Origin of the sequence: Myceligenerans crystallogenes, assembly GCF_039529775.1 — a bacterium.
In the GTDB taxonomy this organism is placed as follows: domain Bacteria; phylum Actinomycetota; class Actinomycetes; order Actinomycetales; family Cellulomonadaceae; genus Myceligenerans; species Myceligenerans crystallogenes.
Window position 1 is genome coordinate 73,053 of record NZ_BAAANL010000007.1, and the last position, 17,995, is coordinate 91,047.

Sequence of the window (17,995 nt, forward strand, 5' to 3'; positions counted from 1 at the left end):
CTGGCGCGGGGACTGCACTGCCCAGAACATCGCGACTCTGCCGGCGCAGGGGTCACCCCCGCTGGCGCGGGGACTGCGCCGTGAACGCCTACCGGGACTACGTGGCCGGGGGGTCACCCCCGCTGGCGCGGGGACTGCGACGACCCCGACACCACCAACCGGTACGTGGGAGGGTCACCCCCGCTGGCGCGGGGACTGCCTGCCCGCCCTCGCCTCGTCCCGGCTCGTCGAGGGGTCACCCCCGCTGGCGCGGGGACTGCTCCGCGATGGCCTCGTCCCAGGCGATCCGCTGCGGGTCACCCCCGCTGGCGCGGGGACTGCACTGCCCAGAACATCGCGACTCTGCCGGCGCAGGGGTCACCCCCGCTGGCGCGGGGACTGCTCTCACCCGTGAATAGCCTTTACAACAGAGTTAGGGTCACCCCCGCTGGCGCGGGGACTGCGAGCTGCTGCTCGACCTGGGCGCGGAGGCCCCGGGGTCACCCCCGCTGGCGCGGGGACTGCGCCATTGCGAGGTGCCACGGGCAGGGGCAGCGGGGGTCACCCCCGCTGGCGCGGGGACTGCTTCGCGATCATGTCGGCCGCGCTGTGGCGCGAGGGGTCACCCCCGCTGGCGCGGGGACTGCGCGTGCGCGACGGTGCCGACGTCGTAGGCGTCCGGGTCACCCCCGCTGGCGCGGGGACTGCAGCGCAAGCCCAACTGACTCCGCCGCCCGACGGGGGTCACCCCCGCTGGCGCGGGGACTGCTCGGTCGCCAACGGGATCGACGGGCGGGGCGGGGGGTCACCCCCGCTGGCGCGGGGACTGCCCGATGATGTCGACGGTCAGAGCCTCGCGCCCGGGGTCACCCCCGCTGGCGCGGGGACTGCATGTTCCCCAGGTCCTCGATCGAGTCGAGGACCGGGTCACCCCCGCTGGCGCGGGGACTGCCAGCCTGTCCGTGTACGACGTCGCGCACGTGCCGGGGTCACCCCCGCTGGCGCGGGGACTGCAACTTGATGAGCGTCGACGAGGCGCGCGCGCGGGGGTCACCCCCGCTGGCGCGGGGACTGCGGATTCCAAGGTGTTCCAGCCTGCCGCGCTCGGGGGTCACCCCCGCTGGCGCGGGGACTGCCTGGCGGGCCTCCTCGCGCGTGTAGCCGAGGGCGGGTCACCCCCGCTGGCGCGGGGACTGCGTCGCGGCCATCACGGGAACGGGCGCACACCACGGGTCACCCCCGCTGGCGCGGGGACTGCTCCGGTTCCGCGAACATGGCGAGCGCGAGAACCGGGTCACCCCCGCTGGCGCGGGGACTGCTCAGAAAGGCGCTACGTGTGGCCGACGTCGCCGGGGTCACCCCCGCTGGCGCGGGGACTGCGTCCGCGGGCCGCGAGCTGCAGTCGGACATCAAGGGTCACCCCCGCTGGCGCGGGGACTGCTCGGCTGGGTTCGTGCGCCGGGACAGACGGCGCGGGTCACCCCCGCTGGCGCGGGGACTGCGCGCTCGACCCCGCGCAGGAAAAGCTCAACGAGGGGTCACCCCCGCTGGCGCGGGGACTGCTTCGCCGAGGGCGCGATCAAGAACATGGAGGACGGGTCACCCCCGCTGGCGCGGGGACTGCACTTCCTGACCTGCGGCTACACCGGCTCCCCACCGTTTTCTCGTTCACTTTGCTCGACTCGCCGCTGCTCCACCTCCCCACGGAACCGCCGCCGTCGCGCAGCAATACTCCAGTTCTCCGGCGTCGTCTTCAGCGCCCGCTCCGCACCATCCCCGTCCCGCTCCCAGGACATCCGCGTCATCCCTCCCCGCTTCGACGGCCGCCGCATCAACATCAGCCCGTCGTGGTCCGCCGGCTCCCACTCATGCTGGTGAACCCGGAACGCCAGCCGTTGCTCACCCCGCACCGAGTTCACCATCAGCGCCTTCCCCCGCCCGACATGCTCGACGATCCGCTCCCACAGCATCTCCCGCACCCGCTTCGAGCCGTGCCCGACGAACACCCCGGGCGAGATCTCCAGCAGCCATCGGGTGAGCTGTCCTCGCAACCGGTCCGGGCAAGCCGTCAGGACCACGACGATCATGGTTCCTCCTGGTCAGGACCATCCAGCAAGTCATCGGACGCGTCAAGCACGTCCCATCCGTAGGACGTCCCACCGGACACGGACCCACTCCGGTCGTCCCACAGCTTCAACATGTCCGCCTCGATCAGATCCTCCCCGGACCGGTCCGCCCCGGCCCCGACCCCGAGCAGCACCTCTTGCACGTCCCGGACACACCGCTCCATGACCCGCGCCTCGAACATGCTGTCCCGCATCGCCCTCCGCACGGCGCCCGCCACGTCGACGGGCCCTTCCGCGACGACCTGGAAGGCAACCGGAATCGCGAGCTCGGCCCGGTAGAGGTCGGCGACGTCGTACACGAACGATCGCTCGTTCCCGGTGTGCACGACGCCGAGCCCCGGCGCGCACCCGAGCGCGACGACGACGCTGTGCACCACCCCGTACAAGCACGCGGCCGCGGCGGACAACGCCTGGTTGATCGCGTCAGAGCTCTCGAAGTCGTCCGGTTGGTAGTCCCGCCGCGCCCAGGCCACGCCGGTCTGCTGCGACCACTGCCGGTACACCTTCCGGACGCGCGCCCCCTCACGCCCGCGCAGCTGCTGCATGGTCAGCCCGGAGACGTCCTCCCCGGGAAACCGCTTGGAATACATGACCCGGGCGGCCTCGAGCCGCCGTCGTGTGTTCGACACGACGGCGGCCTGTGCCTCCAGCAGCCGGGACGTGCGGGCGAGAGATCGGCCGTGCGCGTAGTAGCGCACGCCCTTCTCCCCCACCCACACGACCGTCGACCCGGACTCGGCGAGCAGCACGACGGCCTGATGGCTCACGGTCGTGCCCGGCCCCAGCAGCAACGCACCCAGAGCAGCGGCCGGGACGTGCACGGTCCCGCGCCCGTCGTTCGCGGTGATCGCGCTGGACTCCCGCGAGACCACGCAGTGCTCCACGTACAGGAACGTCAGCCGGTCCTGCACGCGAGCCAGCTCGGTGACGCCGGCAGGCCGCGTCCCGGGCAGACTCACGGCACAGGTGCCAGTGTCAGCAGCCCGCAGCCGTACCCCTTCGCCCGCCCGACGCCGCCGGTCATCGCGTCCCGGAGCAGCTCGGGGTCACGCACCTCCAGCACTCCGTCGAACTGCGCCCACGCCAGCGTGACCTGCCGCTGCGTGCCGTCCGACCGGCGCCCGAACTGCGCCACCCCGCGCCGCGTCACGGCGAAGTCCGGCTCATCCTCCTTGCCCAGCCAGACCCCCGTCCCTTCGGCCTTCTTGAGCAGCCACTCCGTCTGCCCGGCCACTCCCGCGTAGGCGACACGCCGCCCGCGCCCGCCGTCCGGATTCGCGGCGGAGTAGACAGGGTTCCCGCGCAGCCGGAACGCCCACCGCTGCCCGGCCTCGAGCCGCTCCAGCACACGCCCGTACGGCCGCGTCTGCTGCGTCCCGGGCGTCCCCGCCTGTTCCAGCAGCCCGTCCAGCCGCGGCTCGGCCCCGGAGACCACGTACAGCCAGGTCACAGCCGGTCCCTGGTCCACGCGCCAGAGCAGGCGCCCGTCCTGCTTCGCGGCGTCGTCCAGGTGGTCGAACCCGCCGAGCACGGCGGCGTGCATCGCCTGCGGCGATCCGAGCAGCCGGCGAGCGCCACGCTGCGCCGGGTCGATCTCACACCGTGTCAGGTGCATCAGTCCTCCTCCAGCAGCGCCATCACATCGTGCTCCGGTTCGGTGAGCGACATCGGGTCGTGGTCGACGCCGCCGGGCGCCGTCCGGCCGACCCCAGGCGGTGTCACCGTCACGCGCTCCACCTGCCGCCAGGCGTACTCCCGCAGCTCCGGATCGAACGACACCGGGACATCGCGATGCGTCTGCGTCGCCTCGCGCACGAGCCCCGGCGGCACGACCCCGGCGTCGGCCAGCAGATCGAGCGGCGCCGGCCCGCCGGGACGGCGCTCCTCGCGCCGCCGCCACCACGCCGCGGCATGCCAGGGTTCGGCCGCCAGGGCGCCGTACAGTCCGTCGTCACGTTGTCCGACGACGACGGCGCCCGCGGGCGGGCACGACCTGCGGCCGAGGTACAGCGGGAACACCGGCCGCCGCAGCGCCTGCTCGATCCCGTCCACCAGCGTGCCCGGCCCTTCGATGCCCGCGACGAACACGGCGTCGGACAGGTAGTACCGGTCGGTGAGCGGCATGCTCCTGCTGCCGTCCAGGGTCCGCGACGTCTGGAAGTCCCGCTCGAGCTTCCCCGCCTGGTCCACCCGCACGGCGAACCTCAGGTCGAGCAGATCTGTCAGCGGGTCGGTCCGACGTCGTCCCTGAGCCGCGGCGATCATGCCCAGCACCCCCGAGCGTGACGGTGCCGGCTGCGTCGTGCGACGGGTGAACCGGGAGGTCGTGCCCCAGGACTGGAGCGGTCCCGCCAGCTTGAGCAGCAGTGTGCTCATGCGGCACCGACCGGCTGCCCTGCCCGGGTCCGCTCCTCGACGACCGCCGCCAGCGTCCCGGTCAGCTCGTCGAACGAGACGCGCTCGCCGAGCTGGTCCAGGGCCGCGCCCTTGGCGCCGACGGCAGTCACCCAGGTGCGCTCGGGCGCGCCGCCGAAGGCGTCGGTCGTCTCCTTCGCGTACCTGGCCAGTTCCTCGGCGGCCCGGGTGATCCGCCCGCCCTCGATGCCGGCACGCACCGGCTCCTCGAACGCCCCCACCCAGGAGACCGACTGGTCCGTGCGCAGGGACACCACGACGGCGTCGGGCAGCGTGCCGTTGGCGAAGGTGTTCTGCTTGCCCGACGGCATCGAACGGGCGAACGAGGTCACGAACGCCGCGACCGCCTCACCGACCGGCGCGCCCTCGCCGAGGTTCCTCGCCAGGAGGTCCGCGTCGATCGTCGCGTACCGGTAGAGGGTCGACGAGTTGAACTCGACCGTGCCGATCATCCCCGCGCCGGCGTCCTCGTCGGCGTCGTCGGCCTTGTGGTCGTCGACGGCGGTGAAGTAGTCGTACTCCGTCTCGACCGCGTGCACCGACAGAGCGTGGGCGACCTGGACCGACGCGTCCACGTTGAGGTCCGTCACGTCCGCCACCATGCGGCCGAACATCGCCAGGTCGATCGAGTTCTTGTCCTTGAAGTGCGCCTGGACGACCTTCTTGTCGAGCTTCTCGCCGGAACGGGCTGCCTCGACGGCCAGGCCCGCGAGCGCCGTGACCTGCTGCCTGCTGAGGAACAGCAGGTAGGTCGCCTCCTCGACGTCGCCCTTGCGGGGCGCCTTGATCTTGATGCCGCCGGTGGTCAGCACGTCCTTGGCCAGCTCCTGGGCGCGCTCGACCTCGAGGGACGGGTCCTGACCGACGATCTCCTCGCCGAGGAGCTCGACCACGCGCTTGGACCGCACGCCGGTGGCCAGGCCCTCGGCGCTCTCGGCCATGTGCAGGCGGGTCGCGCGCTTCCAGGCCTGGGAGGAGACGCGGGCGCGGCGGACGCCGCCGTACGACGCCGTCTTGGGGCTGCCGGTGTCGTCGCGGTTGAGGTTGCTCGGCGGGACGGTCTGGAGGATGTGGACGTCGACGAGGGTGCGGGGCTGAGCCATGTCAGTTCTCCTTCGAGGTGGTGTCGTTCGTGGGTGCGGCGGACGCCGATCGGTCGTCCTGACCGCGCAGTGCGTAGAAGTCCCGGGCCCACGTGCGCCGGACGGATCCGGCTCTGCCGGGCACCTGGTACCAGAACAGATCCGACGCGAGCCGCGCGTAGTCGAGCCGGGCGGTGGTGCCGCGCATCTGGGTGACCAGGCCGCGCAGGTGCACGGCGAGCTCGGGCAGGTCGGTGGCGGTGGCGAGGGCGTCGAAGCGTCGTCGTACCGGCGACCGGCCGCTGTCGCCCGCGCCCGGCCGGAGCCGTTCGAGCTGCTGGACGGCGGTTCCGAGACCGGCACCCTGCGCGTGAGCGGCGTCGGCGACACCCTGCTGCGCGGTCGCGTACATGGCGAGGGCCAGGTGGATGGCCCGTTCCTCACGGGTGGGTTCGCTGATCCGGCCGTCCGACGGCGATCCGGGCGCGCCGTCGAGCGTCGCGTCCCACACGCCCGGGTCAGTACCGGGCTCGGCGGTGGCGACGCGCCGCAGCCGCGCGAGCAGCGCGACGGCGCGGCTGCCGCCGGAACCGGACTGGTCGCGGTCCCTCTGGAGCTTGAGGACCTGCTGGGCGGTGAACCGGTAGACCGCGTCCGCACGGTCGCCGTTTCCGGCCGGCGCCGGTGCCGCCGGAGGCGGCGTCGTCTCGCTCATGACTCTCCCTTGTCGTCGCGTTCGTTCCTCGGCCGACGGCGTTCCGCGGCGGCCAGCGGCAGTTCCTTGGCGACGCCGGCACGGATCCAGGCGTGCGCCAGGCCCAGATCGATGTGCCGTCCGCGGGCCTGCCGCCCGACGACGGCGGCCGGGCCGGCCTGTCCGGCCAGATCGTCGGCCTGCCGGTGCACGACGGCGGCTACGTCACGCTGCCAGACCGTCTCGCTCTTCCTGAGGTCGTCCGAGGTCGCCAGCGACAGCAGCCAGCGCCGGAACATCGGGTCGAGCTCGGCGAAGGCCGCTTCCCGGGCCCGGTCACGCGGACCGGAGGACTCGGTGTCCCCGCCCGCAGCCAGCGCGAGGTTCTGGGCGAACGAAGCCAGCTGGTACACGGCGCGGTCGGCCTGCTCGACGGCGAGGACCGCGAGCCGCGCGGTCTCGCCGTCGCCGTGCGCGACGATCTCGGCGGGCAGATCGAGGTGGTCGTCGGTGATCTCGCTGATGGTCGCTTCCTGCGGCCCGTACGTGATACCGACAGCACGCACGGTGAGCACCGGTTCGGTCAGGACTCCGTCGGCCAGCAGTTCCTCGGCGAACCGCAGCACCCCGGGGGCCTTGTCCTTGCTGCCGGACGCGCCCGTCAGCAGACCTGCGAGACCACGCCAGATCGCCCGCGAGGGATCGTGCTTGCGCGGCATCCAGGTGTCCTGCTTGAACTTCTTGGTCTGCGGGTCCGACCAGCGCCAGGCCGTCAGCGGCTCCAGCCGGAACCGGTTCTGGGGCGTGGCCTTGTCACCGTTGCACAGCACGACACCATGCACCACCCCGTCACCGACCAGCCGGATACGGCGGGTCTGCCAGGTGTACAGGTCGAGCGGTCCCGTCGGTTCGCGGCCGTCCGGCCCGCCGTCGGGCGCCGCGGTCAGCGCCGGGCGTTCCCACACCGGCACATCGGTGCCGACCGTTTCGAGCCCCGCCGTCACGGATTCCGTGAGGTTCAGCAGGAGCGTGTCGCGCAGGGTCGCACCCTGGAGGAACACCCCGCCGATCTGCCCCGACCAGCCTGGGCCGATCGGGTAACCCTTGCCGCCCTTGGCCCGCGGATCACCGATCGCAGCGCCGCGGATCCCGGACGGGTCGTAGGCGTGGGCGTGCACCAGCCACCTGGCCCCCTCCGCCCAGGTGATCGTCGCCGTCCCCCGGCCGCTCCTGGTCGTCTGGTACTGCTGCCCGTTCGGCACGTCCGCGATGAGCATCTCCAGGCCGGCGGCGTCCTTGGCCGCGGTGCTCAGCCCTGCCACCTGGAAGAACGGCGTCACCGGGTGCCGCAGGTCGAACCGCTCCCGGTACTCGTCGAGGTACTCCCCGACCGCACCGACCACGCCGTCCCAGTCGTCCCGTACCTCGCACCAGTGCTCGTGCCTGCTCCGGTCCTCGCCCTCCTCGAAACGCGGCCCGTCGACGGCCCGGTGCAGGATCGCCAGCAGCACCCGCAGGATCGCGAACCCCTGCGTAGGCACCTCCCCGACGATCTGACTGATCTCGCCGGCCTCCCGGAACGCATCCCGGATCGACATCTCCCGCCGGACCCCGGCCTTGTCCAGCACGACGATCCACGGCTCGACCGTCAGATCGAACGCCGCGTGCTGCGTCGTCTCGCTCATGTCCTTCTCACATCCAGTTCCTCCTCGGAAGTTCTCGGTTCCACCGGCAGCGGCGCACTCGCAGCACCGCCTCGGTACATCTGGTTCATCGGGCGATCGCCTCGTTCAGAACGTGGCGAAGTTCGTCGGGCTCGGGGTCGACGACGGTCCAGCCGTGCTCGGTCAGCCACGCCGTGTTCTCGGCGGTGAGCTGCTCGTGTCCGACGGTGATGCGCAAGGACTCCCAGGAGACGGACAGGCCGATCCCGTCGCCGACCTCGTCGCCGAGCGTCGGTGCCGGGAGCGCGTGGGAGAGGTCCGCCACGGCGTCGAGGAGGACGCACTCGTCCGCGATCGCGTCGTCCACGATCGCCTGCCACGACACGGCGTACTTCTCGCGCGACTCCGAACCGGCGGGTGCGGGATCGCCGCTGTTCCCCTGGTGGCGGCCGGCCGAAGGCTGGTCGGCGGCAGATGCTTCCGGCTGACCGACCGAGGTCGCGTTCCTGACGTCCAAACCGTTCCTGGGGTCGTAGCCGAACCGCCATCCGTTGATCGGTTCGGGGCGACCGTCAGCACCGATGTCGATCGGCAGGACGAGCTGGCCCTTGAGTTCCGGCACGGACTGCCAGGCATGAAGGTAGTTCTCCTCCAGGTGCTCGATCAGGGCATCACCCGAGCGGCCCCGAGTAGCTTCCAGGGGCAACCGGATCGTGCACCTGGCCAGTGCCAGCGCTTGATCCTCGTCAGGGCGGTGATCCGGTGCCAGCTCCATTCCCGCAACCGGTGACTCGATCCACTTCGGGATGCAGTACATGCCGTGCTTCCGCTCGACGAGCAGCACCTCGATCGTGTCCTCACCCTCCCGGACCCGCGGAGCCGTGCCGACCTCACGATCCGCGTCACCGGAGTGCGCGTCCAGGAGCCCGTCGAGCTGCGCGACGGCGCCCGGTGCGGGCATCCGCCAGGCAGCGGCGTCGGCCATCTGGCGCTCCCGCGCGCGAGAAGCTGCCAGATCCGCCTCGGCGATCGCGTCGTGCCAAGCGGCCGGCCCCGGAACCACGTCCCCGTAGGCCCGCTCCACCAACGGACCCAGATCGCGCGGCAGGCTGATCACGCGGTCGCCGTCGAGTCGTTCCCGTACGACGGCTGCCGCGCGCAGCAGGGCCGCAGGTTCGTAGATGCGGGTTCCCTGGGTCAGCTCAGGCACACCGCCGTCGTCGTCCCATGTCACTCCCGTGATCACGCACCGCGGCGCGGCCAGACGGGCCGGCCGGGCACGCTCGTGGCGGTGCAGGCGACCGACACGCTGCAGGATCAGGTCCATCGGCGCCAGGTCGGTGATCAGCAGGTCGACGTCGATGTCCAGCGACTGCTCGGCGACCTGGGTCGCCACGATCACCCGCGCGGCGGGCCGGTTAACCGAACCCGGGCCGAGCTCGGAGCGCAGTTCGTTGTCGTTGTGCAGGCGGTCATGTGCGATGAACCGTGAATGGTGCAGGCGCACCAGCGGCTCGCCGCCGGGACGCTCGAGAGCGCTCGAGAGCGCCCGAGCGGCATCGCGTGCACGGCGCACCGTGTTGCGCAGCACGAGCACGCAGCCCGCCGGCTCGCCGCGCCACCCCGCATACCCGGGCGTCATGCCGAGGGCCTCGGCAACCGTGCGGACGAGTTCGCCGTGCGGGTCCGGAACCTTCTCGTCGACGATCGTGTCCAGCCGGACCTCGACGCCACGGCCTGATGCCGCGACGCCCCACCGATGTGGAACGTCACCTGCGTCGTGCCCGACGAACGACGTCGCCCGGGGATCGGCCACGACCTCGGCCGGCCGCGATTCCGTGACGGCGGCCGATACCGGACGCCGCCCTCGAAGCTTCCGGGGACCTGACGGCACGACGACGTCCACGGCCGGCGTTCCTCCGTTCGACGACGCCGGCTCGCCGGGTCGTGCGGTCACGCCGTCGAGCCCGGCCGATGCCGTCTGGCCGAGGCCGGCAACGCCCGCCTTCCGACCGGTCCGGTAGGCGTCCATCAGCCGCTCACGAAGTGCGCCCGGCAGCGTCGCCGACAGCGCCACGACAGGGATCCCGTAGGCGCCGAACCACTCCAGCGCCCGGATCAGGTACACGTTCGAGTACGCCGAGTAGGCGTGCACCTCGTCCAGGATCACGACCTTGCGGGCCATCGCCAGGTGCCGCAGCATCACGTGCCGAGCCTGCAACGACGCGAACAGGACCTGGTCGATCGTCCCCACGACGAAGTCGGCGAGGATCCCGCGCTTCGTGTCGGAGAACCACCAGTTCACGTACGCCGCGCCGCGCAGCTGGTGCGATCCCGGGCGCCTTCCGGGACGTGGGTGCGAGCCACCACCGGCGTCGTCGGCGTCGTCGATGCCTGTCACCGCCTGCTCCGCCTTCTCGGCACGCAGTTCCCGGAACGTCGGGTCGAGCCGGGCCTTGCCGTGCGCAAGGAATGCGGTGCGACGTGCCGCCTCCGCGGCCACGGGCTCACCGTCGTCACCGACCGTTGCTGCTTCCGGAACGCGCTCCAGCCATCTCAGGACGCGTGCGAACATCGCGTCGCTCGTCGCCTGCGTCGGCAGGGCGACGAAGACGCCGCACATCCCCGACCTGGCTGCGAGCACCTCGGCAGCCAGGAGCGCCGCCTCGGTCTTGCCCTCACCCATCGGGGCCTCCATGACCAGCAGACCCGGCAGGTCCATGGATCGTGCACGCTCGACCGCGGCGATCTGCAGAGGTCGCGCGGAAGCGCCGTCCGGCAGCTCGAAGCGGTCGCGGAGCAGGTCGCCGGGGTGCGCGCCGTCGTTCACGGGACGCCACGGTGCCGGGAAGCCGAGACGGCGCCACGCCCGGTCAAGGCGCGCGTCCTGAGGCAGCCGGACGGCGTCGTCCTCCACGTCGATCAGGGGAAACAGCCAGTTGTTGCTCGCGATCCAGTCCGCGGCGACCACCAGGCCCGACAGGAGCATCAGCGCCGTGCCCGGGAGTCGTCGTGAGCCCCAGAACCTGAGGTGGTCACCCAGATCAAGACGCGACACGAGGTCGTCGAGCAGTTCGTACTGCACGGCACGCCAGTCCGGCCCGCCCAGCAGGGCCTGACGCACGCGAGCCGCGTTGATCTCGCCGACACCCGACGGCACCCCGTGATGGGCACCGACGACGGACGCCGGCGCCCGGGCCGCACCCTTCTCCCATCCGTGTCGCTCGACGAGCCAGGGCTCCACGATCACCTGCCCCGCGCGGGCATGCGGCAGATCGCGCCCATCGGGGATCTTGGCCGCCAGCGGCAGTCCCGACCTCCGCACGCGGTCGGTCAGCTGAGCGAACGGGTCGCCAGGCCTGGAGACCTTGATCTGGAAGGCCGGGGTCGCCTTGCCGATGTCGTGGGCGCCCGCCAGGAAGACCGCGAGCGCCCGGCCCGCAGCCTCCGGCGACGGCGCTCCGGCGGCCGCGTCCGTGACGACCCGGCGTGCCCGCTCCGGCAACCAGGCATCCCACAGCCGGCCGGCCGCGGCCGCGGTGTCCGCGAGGTGCTGGTGCACCGGCAGCCACAGATAGCGCCCGTCGCGCGCTTTGTCGGTCTTGCCCCATACCAAGCCGGCAGCCGCCCGCACATCGAACAGAGGCACCTTCTCGTCGGAACCCATGAGGTTCATTACCCTTCATGAACTGGGGAAACGGTCGCGGACCACCGGACAGGCAGCCCAGGATAGGAGGCAAACAGGCGCCAAACCGGCTTCCACGGTGAATCTGGAGTAATTCACCCGGGTGAATCCGGTTCGGCCTTCCTGTGCGAGGTGCCGACTCCGGTCAGAGCCCGGTCCGGTCCACGCCGTAGGTGGCCTGTTCCGTGGTGAAGCCCTCGTAGACGAGCTGGTCGATGAGGCCCTGGCGGGAGAACGACGTCAGGTCGAGGTAATTCTTGGCGCTGCGGGCGGCCTGCTCCTTCCAGTCGACGTCGAGCTGGTCGACGGCGAACTCGGCGTCGGCCCGGGAGAAGTCCTCGTAGACGAGCTGGTCGACCAGGCCGGACCTGCTGAACGGCGTGAGGTCGATGTAGTTCTGCGCGCTGCCGACGGCCTGTTCCTGGCTGACGGTCATCGCGGGTTCGGCGGGCTCGGGCTTGTCGGCCGGTTCTGCGGCAGGCTTGTCCGGGGCGGCCTCCTCCGTCGTCGTGCCGTCCTGGCTGATCGACGTCGACGTGGCGTCGGCAGCGCCGACATCACCGCCGGCCGACGCCGCGATGATCGCGATCCACAGCGCGCCGAAGCCGAAGCTGGCCACCGACATCACGATGCCCGCGACGGCCTTGCCCCGGCCGACGGGCGGCGTCGTGCTCCCGGACCGCTGCAGGCCGACGATCCCGAGGATCAGGCCGATCACCGCCGGCAGGAACAGCAGGGAAGCGAACAGCGAGACGATGCCGACCACCATCGACGCCGTGGCAGGCCCGTTGGTCGGTGCGGCCACCGGGACCGGGTAGCCGGTCTGAACCGGGGGCGGGTAGGCACCCTGCGGCGGAACGCCCGGTCCGGCCGGGTCGTGCGTGCTCCCGCTGGAGGGAGGGAAGGACTGGGACATGGCAGGCTCCTGGGGTTGCGTCGTGGTCCGGCCCGGCCGCGACGCGTCTGGGGCGCGTCGCAGCCGGTCCCTCGACTCTCTCCCGGGTCGCCCGTGCCGCACATCGCCCGTCCCGGCAGATGCCCGTCACCCGATCGGGTAGGTTCCCACCCCGCCGAAACCACCCGCCCGGATCATGTACGGCCTCGGCCGGGCGACCTACGCTCGGGGCATGTCCCACCATTCCGGCGGCCCTGCCCGGCCGCCGTCGTACGGCTCCACGCCGGCACACGGCACGAGGCCGTCGCCGGGCACCCCGCAGCCGTACTCCACGGCCGCGCCGTCGCCCGGCACGCATCTGCCGTACACGACTCCGTCGTCGTACAGCCCTCCGCCGCTCTACGGGTCCGTGCCGCAGCCGGTCCAGCGGGCCGCCGCGAGGGTGGCCTCGGACCTGACACCGGGCCTGCCGGACCCCGCCTCCCGCAAGCCCTGGGGCCCGGCCTGGCTCGTGTGGCTCTCCCCTACCCGGTGGCACTTCATCCGCGGCCTCCTGCTCCTGCCGCTGTGCTGGTTCAGCTCGATGGTCGCGATCGCGTTCCACGCCCTGGCCGACGTGGAGAAGCCCGAGGACATCTCGCCGGTGTACGTCGGGCTCGCCCTGCTCACTGTCGTCACCCCGTGGCCGGTCCTCCTGCGCCACCGCTATCCGGTCGCGGTCGTTCTCGGTGCCGCCGCGCTGCCCGTGCTGTTCCCCTACGACGCCGTCACCGCGCTCGTCTGCCTCCCCGCCCTGTACACGTCGCGGCGCATCCGCTGGATCCTGGCCGGCACCGCCGCCGTCGTCGTCTCCGTGACCGCCGCGATCGCCCGCGACCTCGCGTTGCCCGACAGCGACCAGGTGTTCGCGACCTCCGACGGCGAGACCCTCAACGCCGCCGGTTATGTGGCCGTCGGCGTCTTCGCCCTCGTCGTCGCGGTCGGCGCCGGCCTGATCTGCCGCGCGATCGCCGCCGACCGGCGCACCGCCGTCGTCATCGACCACGCCGCACAGAACGCCGAGCTGCACACCGCCCGGAACGCCGTCATGCAGGACCGCCTCAGCCGCACCGAGGAACGCGAGGCCATCGCCCGCGAGGTCCACGACACCATCGCGCACTCCCTGAGTCAGATCGCCCTGCAGGCCTCGGCGCTCGAGTCCGGACCTGGCGCCACGCCCGAGGTGCAGGAGGCCACAGCCAGGATCCGCGCCGCCGCCCGGCGGGCCGGCACCGAGCTCCGGGGTGTCCTGACCACCCTGCGCACCGGCGCGGACGGGCACACGGCGGTGTCCTTCGACGACCTCGCCCGCCTGCTGCTCGACCTTCGTGACCAGGGCACGCGCATCAACAGCACGGTCTTCGTCTCCGAGGGCCACACCGCCGGGACCACGCTGACGCGCGCCTGCTACCGGATCGTCCAGGAGTCGGTCACGAACGCGATCAAGCACGCACCCGGCCTGCCGGTCGACATCGTGCTGCGCGGCGCGCCCGCCACGGGTGTCACGATCACCGTCACGAATCCGTTGCCCGACGACGCCGCCGCGCCGCCCGCGGTCACCGGAACCGGCTCGGGCATTCCCGGCATGACCGAGCGCGCCCGCCTCGCTAGCGGCAGCCTCACCGCAGGTCCGGCCCGGCGGCAGTTCCAGGTCGAGGCACACCTGCCGTGGACGGGACCGTCCGCCGATGAGCCATGACCCTCAGGCAGGGCCGTCCGGCGGTTACCTTGGCGCCGTGACAAAAGTTCTGATCGTGGACGACGACTCGTTCGCCCGCAGTGCGATCCGCACGATCCTCACCGCACAGGGCATCGACGTCGTCGCCGAGGCCGAGGACGGCGACGAGGTGCCGGACGCCGTCATCCGGCACCGTCCCGACGTCGTCCTCATCGACCTGCAGATGCGCCGTGTCAACGGTGTCGAGGCGATCCGGCGCAACGCGTCCAGGCCCGGGGCGCCGCGCTTCGTCGCGCTCACGGGCTTCGGGACCGACGACGCCGTCGTCCAGGCGCTGCAGGCCGGCGCCGCCGGATTCCTGTCCAAGGACGACGACCCGGACGACCTCGCCGCGCGGGTGTACGCGGTGGCGAACGGCCGGTATGCGCTCGGTGCCGACGCCATGGACACCGTGGTGCAGCAGTACACGAACGTCAGCCGCGTGCCGGACAAGACCACCAAGGCCCGCGAGCAGCTGGCCCGGCTGACCGACCGGGAACGCGAGGTCGCGGCGTTCGTGCACGGCCGCACCAACGGTCAGATCGCGCGTCAGCTCGGGATCTCCGACAACACCGTGAAGGTCCACCTCTCCAGCATCATGACAAAGCTCGGGCTGCAGGGCCGGGACCAGATCGCCCTGATCGTGGACCGGGCCGATTCGGGAGACGGAACGTACTGAACGCAGGCCGGCCCCGCGCATCACCAGCCCACTCCGGTAGACCCGTCATTCACCCCGTCGGATGGTGCCCGAGCCCTGCTCAGGCGCTACCTGGCGACTACTCTTATGGCCCATGCCCCAGGTGATCATCCCCTCCGAGGTGCCATCCCTGGACGGCAGCGTCCGATCACAGGCCTACGCCTTCCTCGACAAGCTCCGCAGGGACGACACCCTCCCCAGCCTGCACATCGAGCCCATGAAGCAGGCCGCGGACCGGCGCGTCCGGACGGGCCGGGTGAGCCAGTTCTGGCGTGCGGTCCTGGTCAAGCTCACCGGGTCCGACGACGAACCGCGGTACGTCTATCTGGGCACGTTCCCGCACGACGACGCGATCGCGTACGCCCGCGGCGTCATCTTCCAGCGGAACCCGCGGACGGGCGTCGCGGAGGTCATCCGGGTCGATCCTGACCCTGCCGGCCTGGCCGGCATCGAATCCACGCCCGGCCCCGACGCCGCCCCGCCCGCCGTCCCGGGCCCGCCCACGGGTACTTCCCCCGCCCCGATCCTGCAGGTCCATGGCGTCACCTTCGAGGACCTCCTCGACCTCGGCATCGACAGCCAGGTCGCGCACCAGGCACTGCTCGCCGCCGACGAGACCCAGCTGCTCGAGGTCGCGCTGGCCGCCCCGTCGAAGCTCCAGTCCGACGCCCTCCTCCTGCTCGGCGACGGGTCGACGCCGGCCCAGGTCCGCGCGTCCTACGCCGTCGGCCCGGTCGCTGCGGACGCGACTCCCGACACCGACGACGACCTGATCGACGCCCTCGACCACCCCGCCTCGCGCATGCAGTTCGCGTACCTCGAGGACGACGACGACCTCCGGGCCGCCATCGAGGACGAGGACTTCGCCCGGTGGCGCGTGTTCCTCCACCCCGAGCAGCGGAAGTACGCGGAGGCTCGCACGAACGGGGCCTTCCGCCTCTCCGGCGGAGCCGGAACCGGGAAGACGGTCGTCCTGCTCCACCGCGCCCGCCACCTGCACCGCGCGAACCCGTCGGCCCGCATCCTGCTGACGACCTACAACAAGACCCTGGCGAAGGCACTGCAGGACAACCTGCTGACCCTCGACAAGACCCTGCGGCTCGCCAAGAAGCCGGGCGATCCGGGCATCTACATCGGCACCATCGACGCGGTGTCGTGGCACCTGGTCCTCAAGGGTGCGGACCACGGCCTGGACGTCGCCGCCGCCACGTCCGCGGTCCTCGGCCACACCCGTGCCGACGTCGTCCCGGCGACCAAGGACGGTTCCTGGAAGGCAGCCGTCCGGCAGGCGGGTCAGAAGCTCCCCGAGTCGCTCCGGAACGAGGACTTCCTCGCCTCGGAGTACGCGACCGTCGTCGTCCCCGCGTACATCACCGCCCGCGACGTGTACCTCCGCACCCAGCGCCCCGGACGCGGCGTTTCCCTCGGCAGGGCCCAGCGCAACGCGGTGTGGGACGTCGTCGACGCCTACCGGACCGCGGCGGCGCGCGCCGGCACGACCGACTACGACGAGAAGGCCATGATCGCCGCGACGGCGCTCGACGCCGCCGCGGAACGCGGCGGTGCCCGCCTCGCCGACCACGTCCTGGTCGACGAGGCCCAGGACCTCACCCCTGCCCGCGTCCTCCTGCTGCGCGCCCTCGTGGCCCCCGGCCCGGACGACCTGTTCCTCGCCGAGGACTCCCTGCAGCGCATCTACTCCCCGCGGATCGTGCTCTCGCGGCACGGCATCCGCGTGACCGGCCGCTCGCGCCGCCTCACGCTCAACTACCGCACCACGGCCCAGAACCTCGGCTACGCCTCGGGCATCCTGTCCGGTCGGGAGGTCGTGGGGATGGACGACGACGTCGACGACGCCGACGGGCTCCGCTCGTCCCGCTCCGGGCCGCCGCCCACCGCCGACGGCTACGACACCCTCGAGAAGGCGTTCGACGCCGCGGCCGACCGGGTCGAGAACTGGCTGGAGGCCGGCGAACCGGCCGAGACCATCGCCGTCCTGCTCCGGAGCTCGAACGAGGCGACCATGATCGTCTCCGAGCTCTCCCGGCGCGGCCTGCCGGTCCAGTACGTCGGTGCGAAGGACCAGCCCAGGGCCGGTCGCGTCGTCGCGATGACCATGCATCGCTCGAAGGGCATGGAGTTCCGCAGCGTGCTCGTGTTCGGGACGACGACGCGGTCCGCGTCGGCGGTCGACCGCCTGCCCGACGGCGACCGGCCCGACGCACTGCAACGGGAACGGTCGCTGCTCTACGTGGCGACGACACGGGCGCGGGACAACCTCGCCCTCGTGTGGGACGGCGACCGGAGCGAACTGCTGCCGGAGTGGGGTCCGGGGCGCGCTCCGGCCGGCGCCACGATCGCCGGGACCGAGGTCCCGGACGCCCATGCGGCGCTCGCCCGCGAGATGCACGACACCGTCGGTCACTCCCTCGCCGAGATCGCTCTGAGCGCGTCCGCGCTGGAGGTCGCGGCAGGGACCGATCCCGCCGTCCGCGAACTCCTCGCGAGCATCCGCGCGGCAGCCCGACGCGCGGGACACGAGCTCCGTGGCATCCTGGCCAGCCTCCGCACGGGAGCCGAGGGCCGCGCCACGGTCTCCTTCGCCGACCTCACCGACCATCTGACCCGCCTGAGGGCCCAAGGCGCCCGTATCACCAGCAACGTCGTCGTCACCCACGGCGCCTCGGCCGACGCCGCCCTGGCTCGCGCCTGCTACCGCATCGTCCAGGAGTCGGTCACCAACGCCCTCAAACACGCCCCCGGCCTCCCGATCGACATCACCCTCCGCGGCGCCCCCACCACGGGAGTCACCCTTGTCGTCCGGAACCCGCTGCCAGCCGTTGCGCCTGCCGGGTCGACGACGGGCTCCGGCTCGGGCATCGAAGGGATGACCGCTCGCGCGACGGAACTCGGCGGAACCCTCTCCGCCCGCGCCGCAGCCGGACGATTCATCGTCAATGCTCGGCTCCCATGGCGCGGCGCGCGATAATCGCCGCAGCCGC

At 72.1% G+C, this 17,995-nt stretch carries 12 protein-coding genes and 1 CRISPR repeat array; of the genes, 3 read left to right on the forward strand and 9 right to left on the reverse strand.

From position 1 onward, the window contains the following. Positions 1–49 precede the first annotated feature (49 nt). Positions 50–1,603: direct repeats of the CRISPR family, unit length 28 nt; unit sequence GGGTCACCCCCGCTGGCGCGGGGACTGC. 16 nt (positions 1,604–1,619) lie between these two features. From cas2e to ABD208_RS16385, 9 genes are all read right to left on the reverse strand, one after another. Then, complete coding sequence (cas2e, locus tag ABD208_RS16345) at positions 1,620–2,066, reverse strand: type I-E CRISPR-associated endoribonuclease Cas2e (RefSeq protein ID WP_344104936.1); 447 nt, start codon at positions 2,064–2,066, stop codon at positions 1,620–1,622. Beyond that, positions 2,063–3,064, reverse strand: a complete 1,002-nt coding sequence (cas1e, locus tag ABD208_RS16350; protein WP_344104938.1) for a type I-E CRISPR-associated endonuclease Cas1e — start codon at positions 3,062–3,064, stop codon at positions 2,063–2,065. Before cas1e ends, cas2e begins: the two co-directional genes overlap by 4 nt. After that, the gene (gene cas6e, locus ABD208_RS16355; RefSeq protein WP_344104940.1) at positions 3,061–3,720 is read right to left on the reverse strand and encodes a type I-E CRISPR-associated protein Cas6/Cse3/CasE; all 660 of its coding nucleotides are present in this window, start codon (positions 3,718–3,720) and stop codon (positions 3,061–3,063) included. The genes cas1e and cas6e overlap by 4 nt, the downstream gene beginning before the upstream one ends. Beyond that, positions 3,720–4,481, reverse strand: a complete 762-nt coding sequence (gene cas5e / locus ABD208_RS16360) for a type I-E CRISPR-associated protein Cas5/CasD (protein WP_344104942.1) — start codon at positions 4,479–4,481, stop codon at positions 3,720–3,722. Before cas5e ends, cas6e begins: the two co-directional genes overlap by 1 nt. Further along, on the reverse strand, positions 4,478–5,623 hold the full coding sequence (gene cas7e / locus ABD208_RS16365) for a type I-E CRISPR-associated protein Cas7/Cse4/CasC (protein ID WP_344104944.1): 1,146 nt from the start codon (positions 5,621–5,623) through the stop codon (positions 4,478–4,480). The genes cas5e and cas7e overlap by 4 nt, the downstream gene beginning before the upstream one ends. A 1-nt stretch (position 5,624) precedes the next feature. Then, positions 5,625–6,317 carry a type I-E CRISPR-associated protein Cse2/CasB gene (gene casB, locus ABD208_RS16370; protein ID WP_344104946.1) on the reverse strand — a complete coding sequence of 231 codons (693 nt, stop codon included), beginning with the start codon at positions 6,315–6,317 and terminating at the stop codon, positions 5,625–5,627. Beyond that, positions 6,314–7,981 (reverse strand): type I-E CRISPR-associated protein Cse1/CasA, encoded by a 1,668-nt coding sequence (gene casA / locus ABD208_RS16375; RefSeq protein ID WP_344104948.1) that lies wholly within the window; start codon positions 7,979–7,981, stop codon positions 6,314–6,316. The genes casB and casA overlap by 4 nt, the downstream gene beginning before the upstream one ends. Before the next feature lie 85 nt (positions 7,982–8,066). Next, entirely contained in the window at positions 8,067–11,627 is a 3,561-nt protein-coding gene (locus tag ABD208_RS16380; protein WP_344104950.1) for a CRISPR-associated endonuclease Cas3'', read from the reverse strand. 163 nt (positions 11,628–11,790) lie between these two features. Then, entirely contained in the window at positions 11,791–12,561 is a 771-nt protein-coding gene (locus tag ABD208_RS16385; protein ID WP_344104953.1) for an Ltp family lipoprotein, read from the reverse strand. A gap of 211 nt (positions 12,562–12,772) precedes the next feature. Between ABD208_RS16385 and ABD208_RS16390 the strand changes: the two genes are divergently transcribed. From ABD208_RS16390 to ABD208_RS16400, 3 genes are all read left to right on the forward strand, one after another. After that, positions 12,773–14,278 (forward strand): sensor histidine kinase, encoded by a 1,506-nt coding sequence (locus ABD208_RS16390; RefSeq protein WP_344104955.1) that lies wholly within the window; start codon positions 12,773–12,775, stop codon positions 14,276–14,278. Between the two features lie 37 nt (positions 14,279–14,315). After that, on the forward strand, positions 14,316–14,975 hold the full coding sequence (locus ABD208_RS16395) for a response regulator transcription factor (RefSeq protein ID WP_344104957.1): 660 nt from the start codon (positions 14,316–14,318) through the stop codon (positions 14,973–14,975). A gap of 112 nt (positions 14,976–15,087) precedes the next feature. After that, the gene (locus tag ABD208_RS16400) at positions 15,088–17,982 is read left to right on the forward strand and encodes a UvrD-helicase domain-containing protein (RefSeq protein WP_344104959.1); all 2,895 of its coding nucleotides are present in this window, start codon (positions 15,088–15,090) and stop codon (positions 17,980–17,982) included. Positions 17,983–17,995 lie beyond the last annotated feature (13 nt).

What these genes read in the sequence shown, in the direction of transcription:
- cas5e (WP_344104942.1), bottom strand. Translation starts at nt 4,481, where the DNA reads ATGAGCACACTGCTGCTCAAGCTGGCGGGACCGCTCCAGTCCTGGGGC.
- ABD208_RS16400 (WP_344104959.1), top strand. Translation starts at nt 15,088, where the DNA reads ATGCCCCAGGTGATCATCCCCTCCGAGGTGCCATCCCTGGACGGCAGC.
- ABD208_RS16385 (WP_344104953.1), bottom strand. Translation starts at nt 12,561, where the DNA reads ATGTCCCAGTCCTTCCCTCCCTCCAGCGGGAGCACGCACGACCCGGCC.
- ABD208_RS16390 (WP_344104955.1), top strand. Translation starts at nt 12,773, where the DNA reads ATGTCCCACCATTCCGGCGGCCCTGCCCGGCCGCCGTCGTACGGCTCC.
- ABD208_RS16380 (WP_344104950.1), bottom strand. Translation starts at nt 11,627, where the DNA reads ATGGGTTCCGACGAGAAGGTGCCTCTGTTCGATGTGCGGGCGGCTGCC.
- casB (WP_344104946.1), bottom strand. Translation starts at nt 6,317, where the DNA reads ATGAGCGAGACGACGCCGCCTCCGGCGGCACCGGCGCCGGCCGGAAAC.
- cas6e (WP_344104940.1), bottom strand. Translation starts at nt 3,720, where the DNA reads ATGCACCTGACACGGTGTGAGATCGACCCGGCGCAGCGTGGCGCTCGC.
- cas2e (WP_344104936.1), bottom strand. Translation starts at nt 2,066, where the DNA reads ATGATCGTCGTGGTCCTGACGGCTTGCCCGGACCGGTTGCGAGGACAG.
- cas7e (WP_344104944.1), bottom strand. Translation starts at nt 5,623, where the DNA reads ATGGCTCAGCCCCGCACCCTCGTCGACGTCCACATCCTCCAGACCGTC.
- casA (WP_344104948.1), bottom strand. Translation starts at nt 7,981, where the DNA reads ATGAGCGAGACGACGCAGCACGCGGCGTTCGATCTGACGGTCGAGCCG.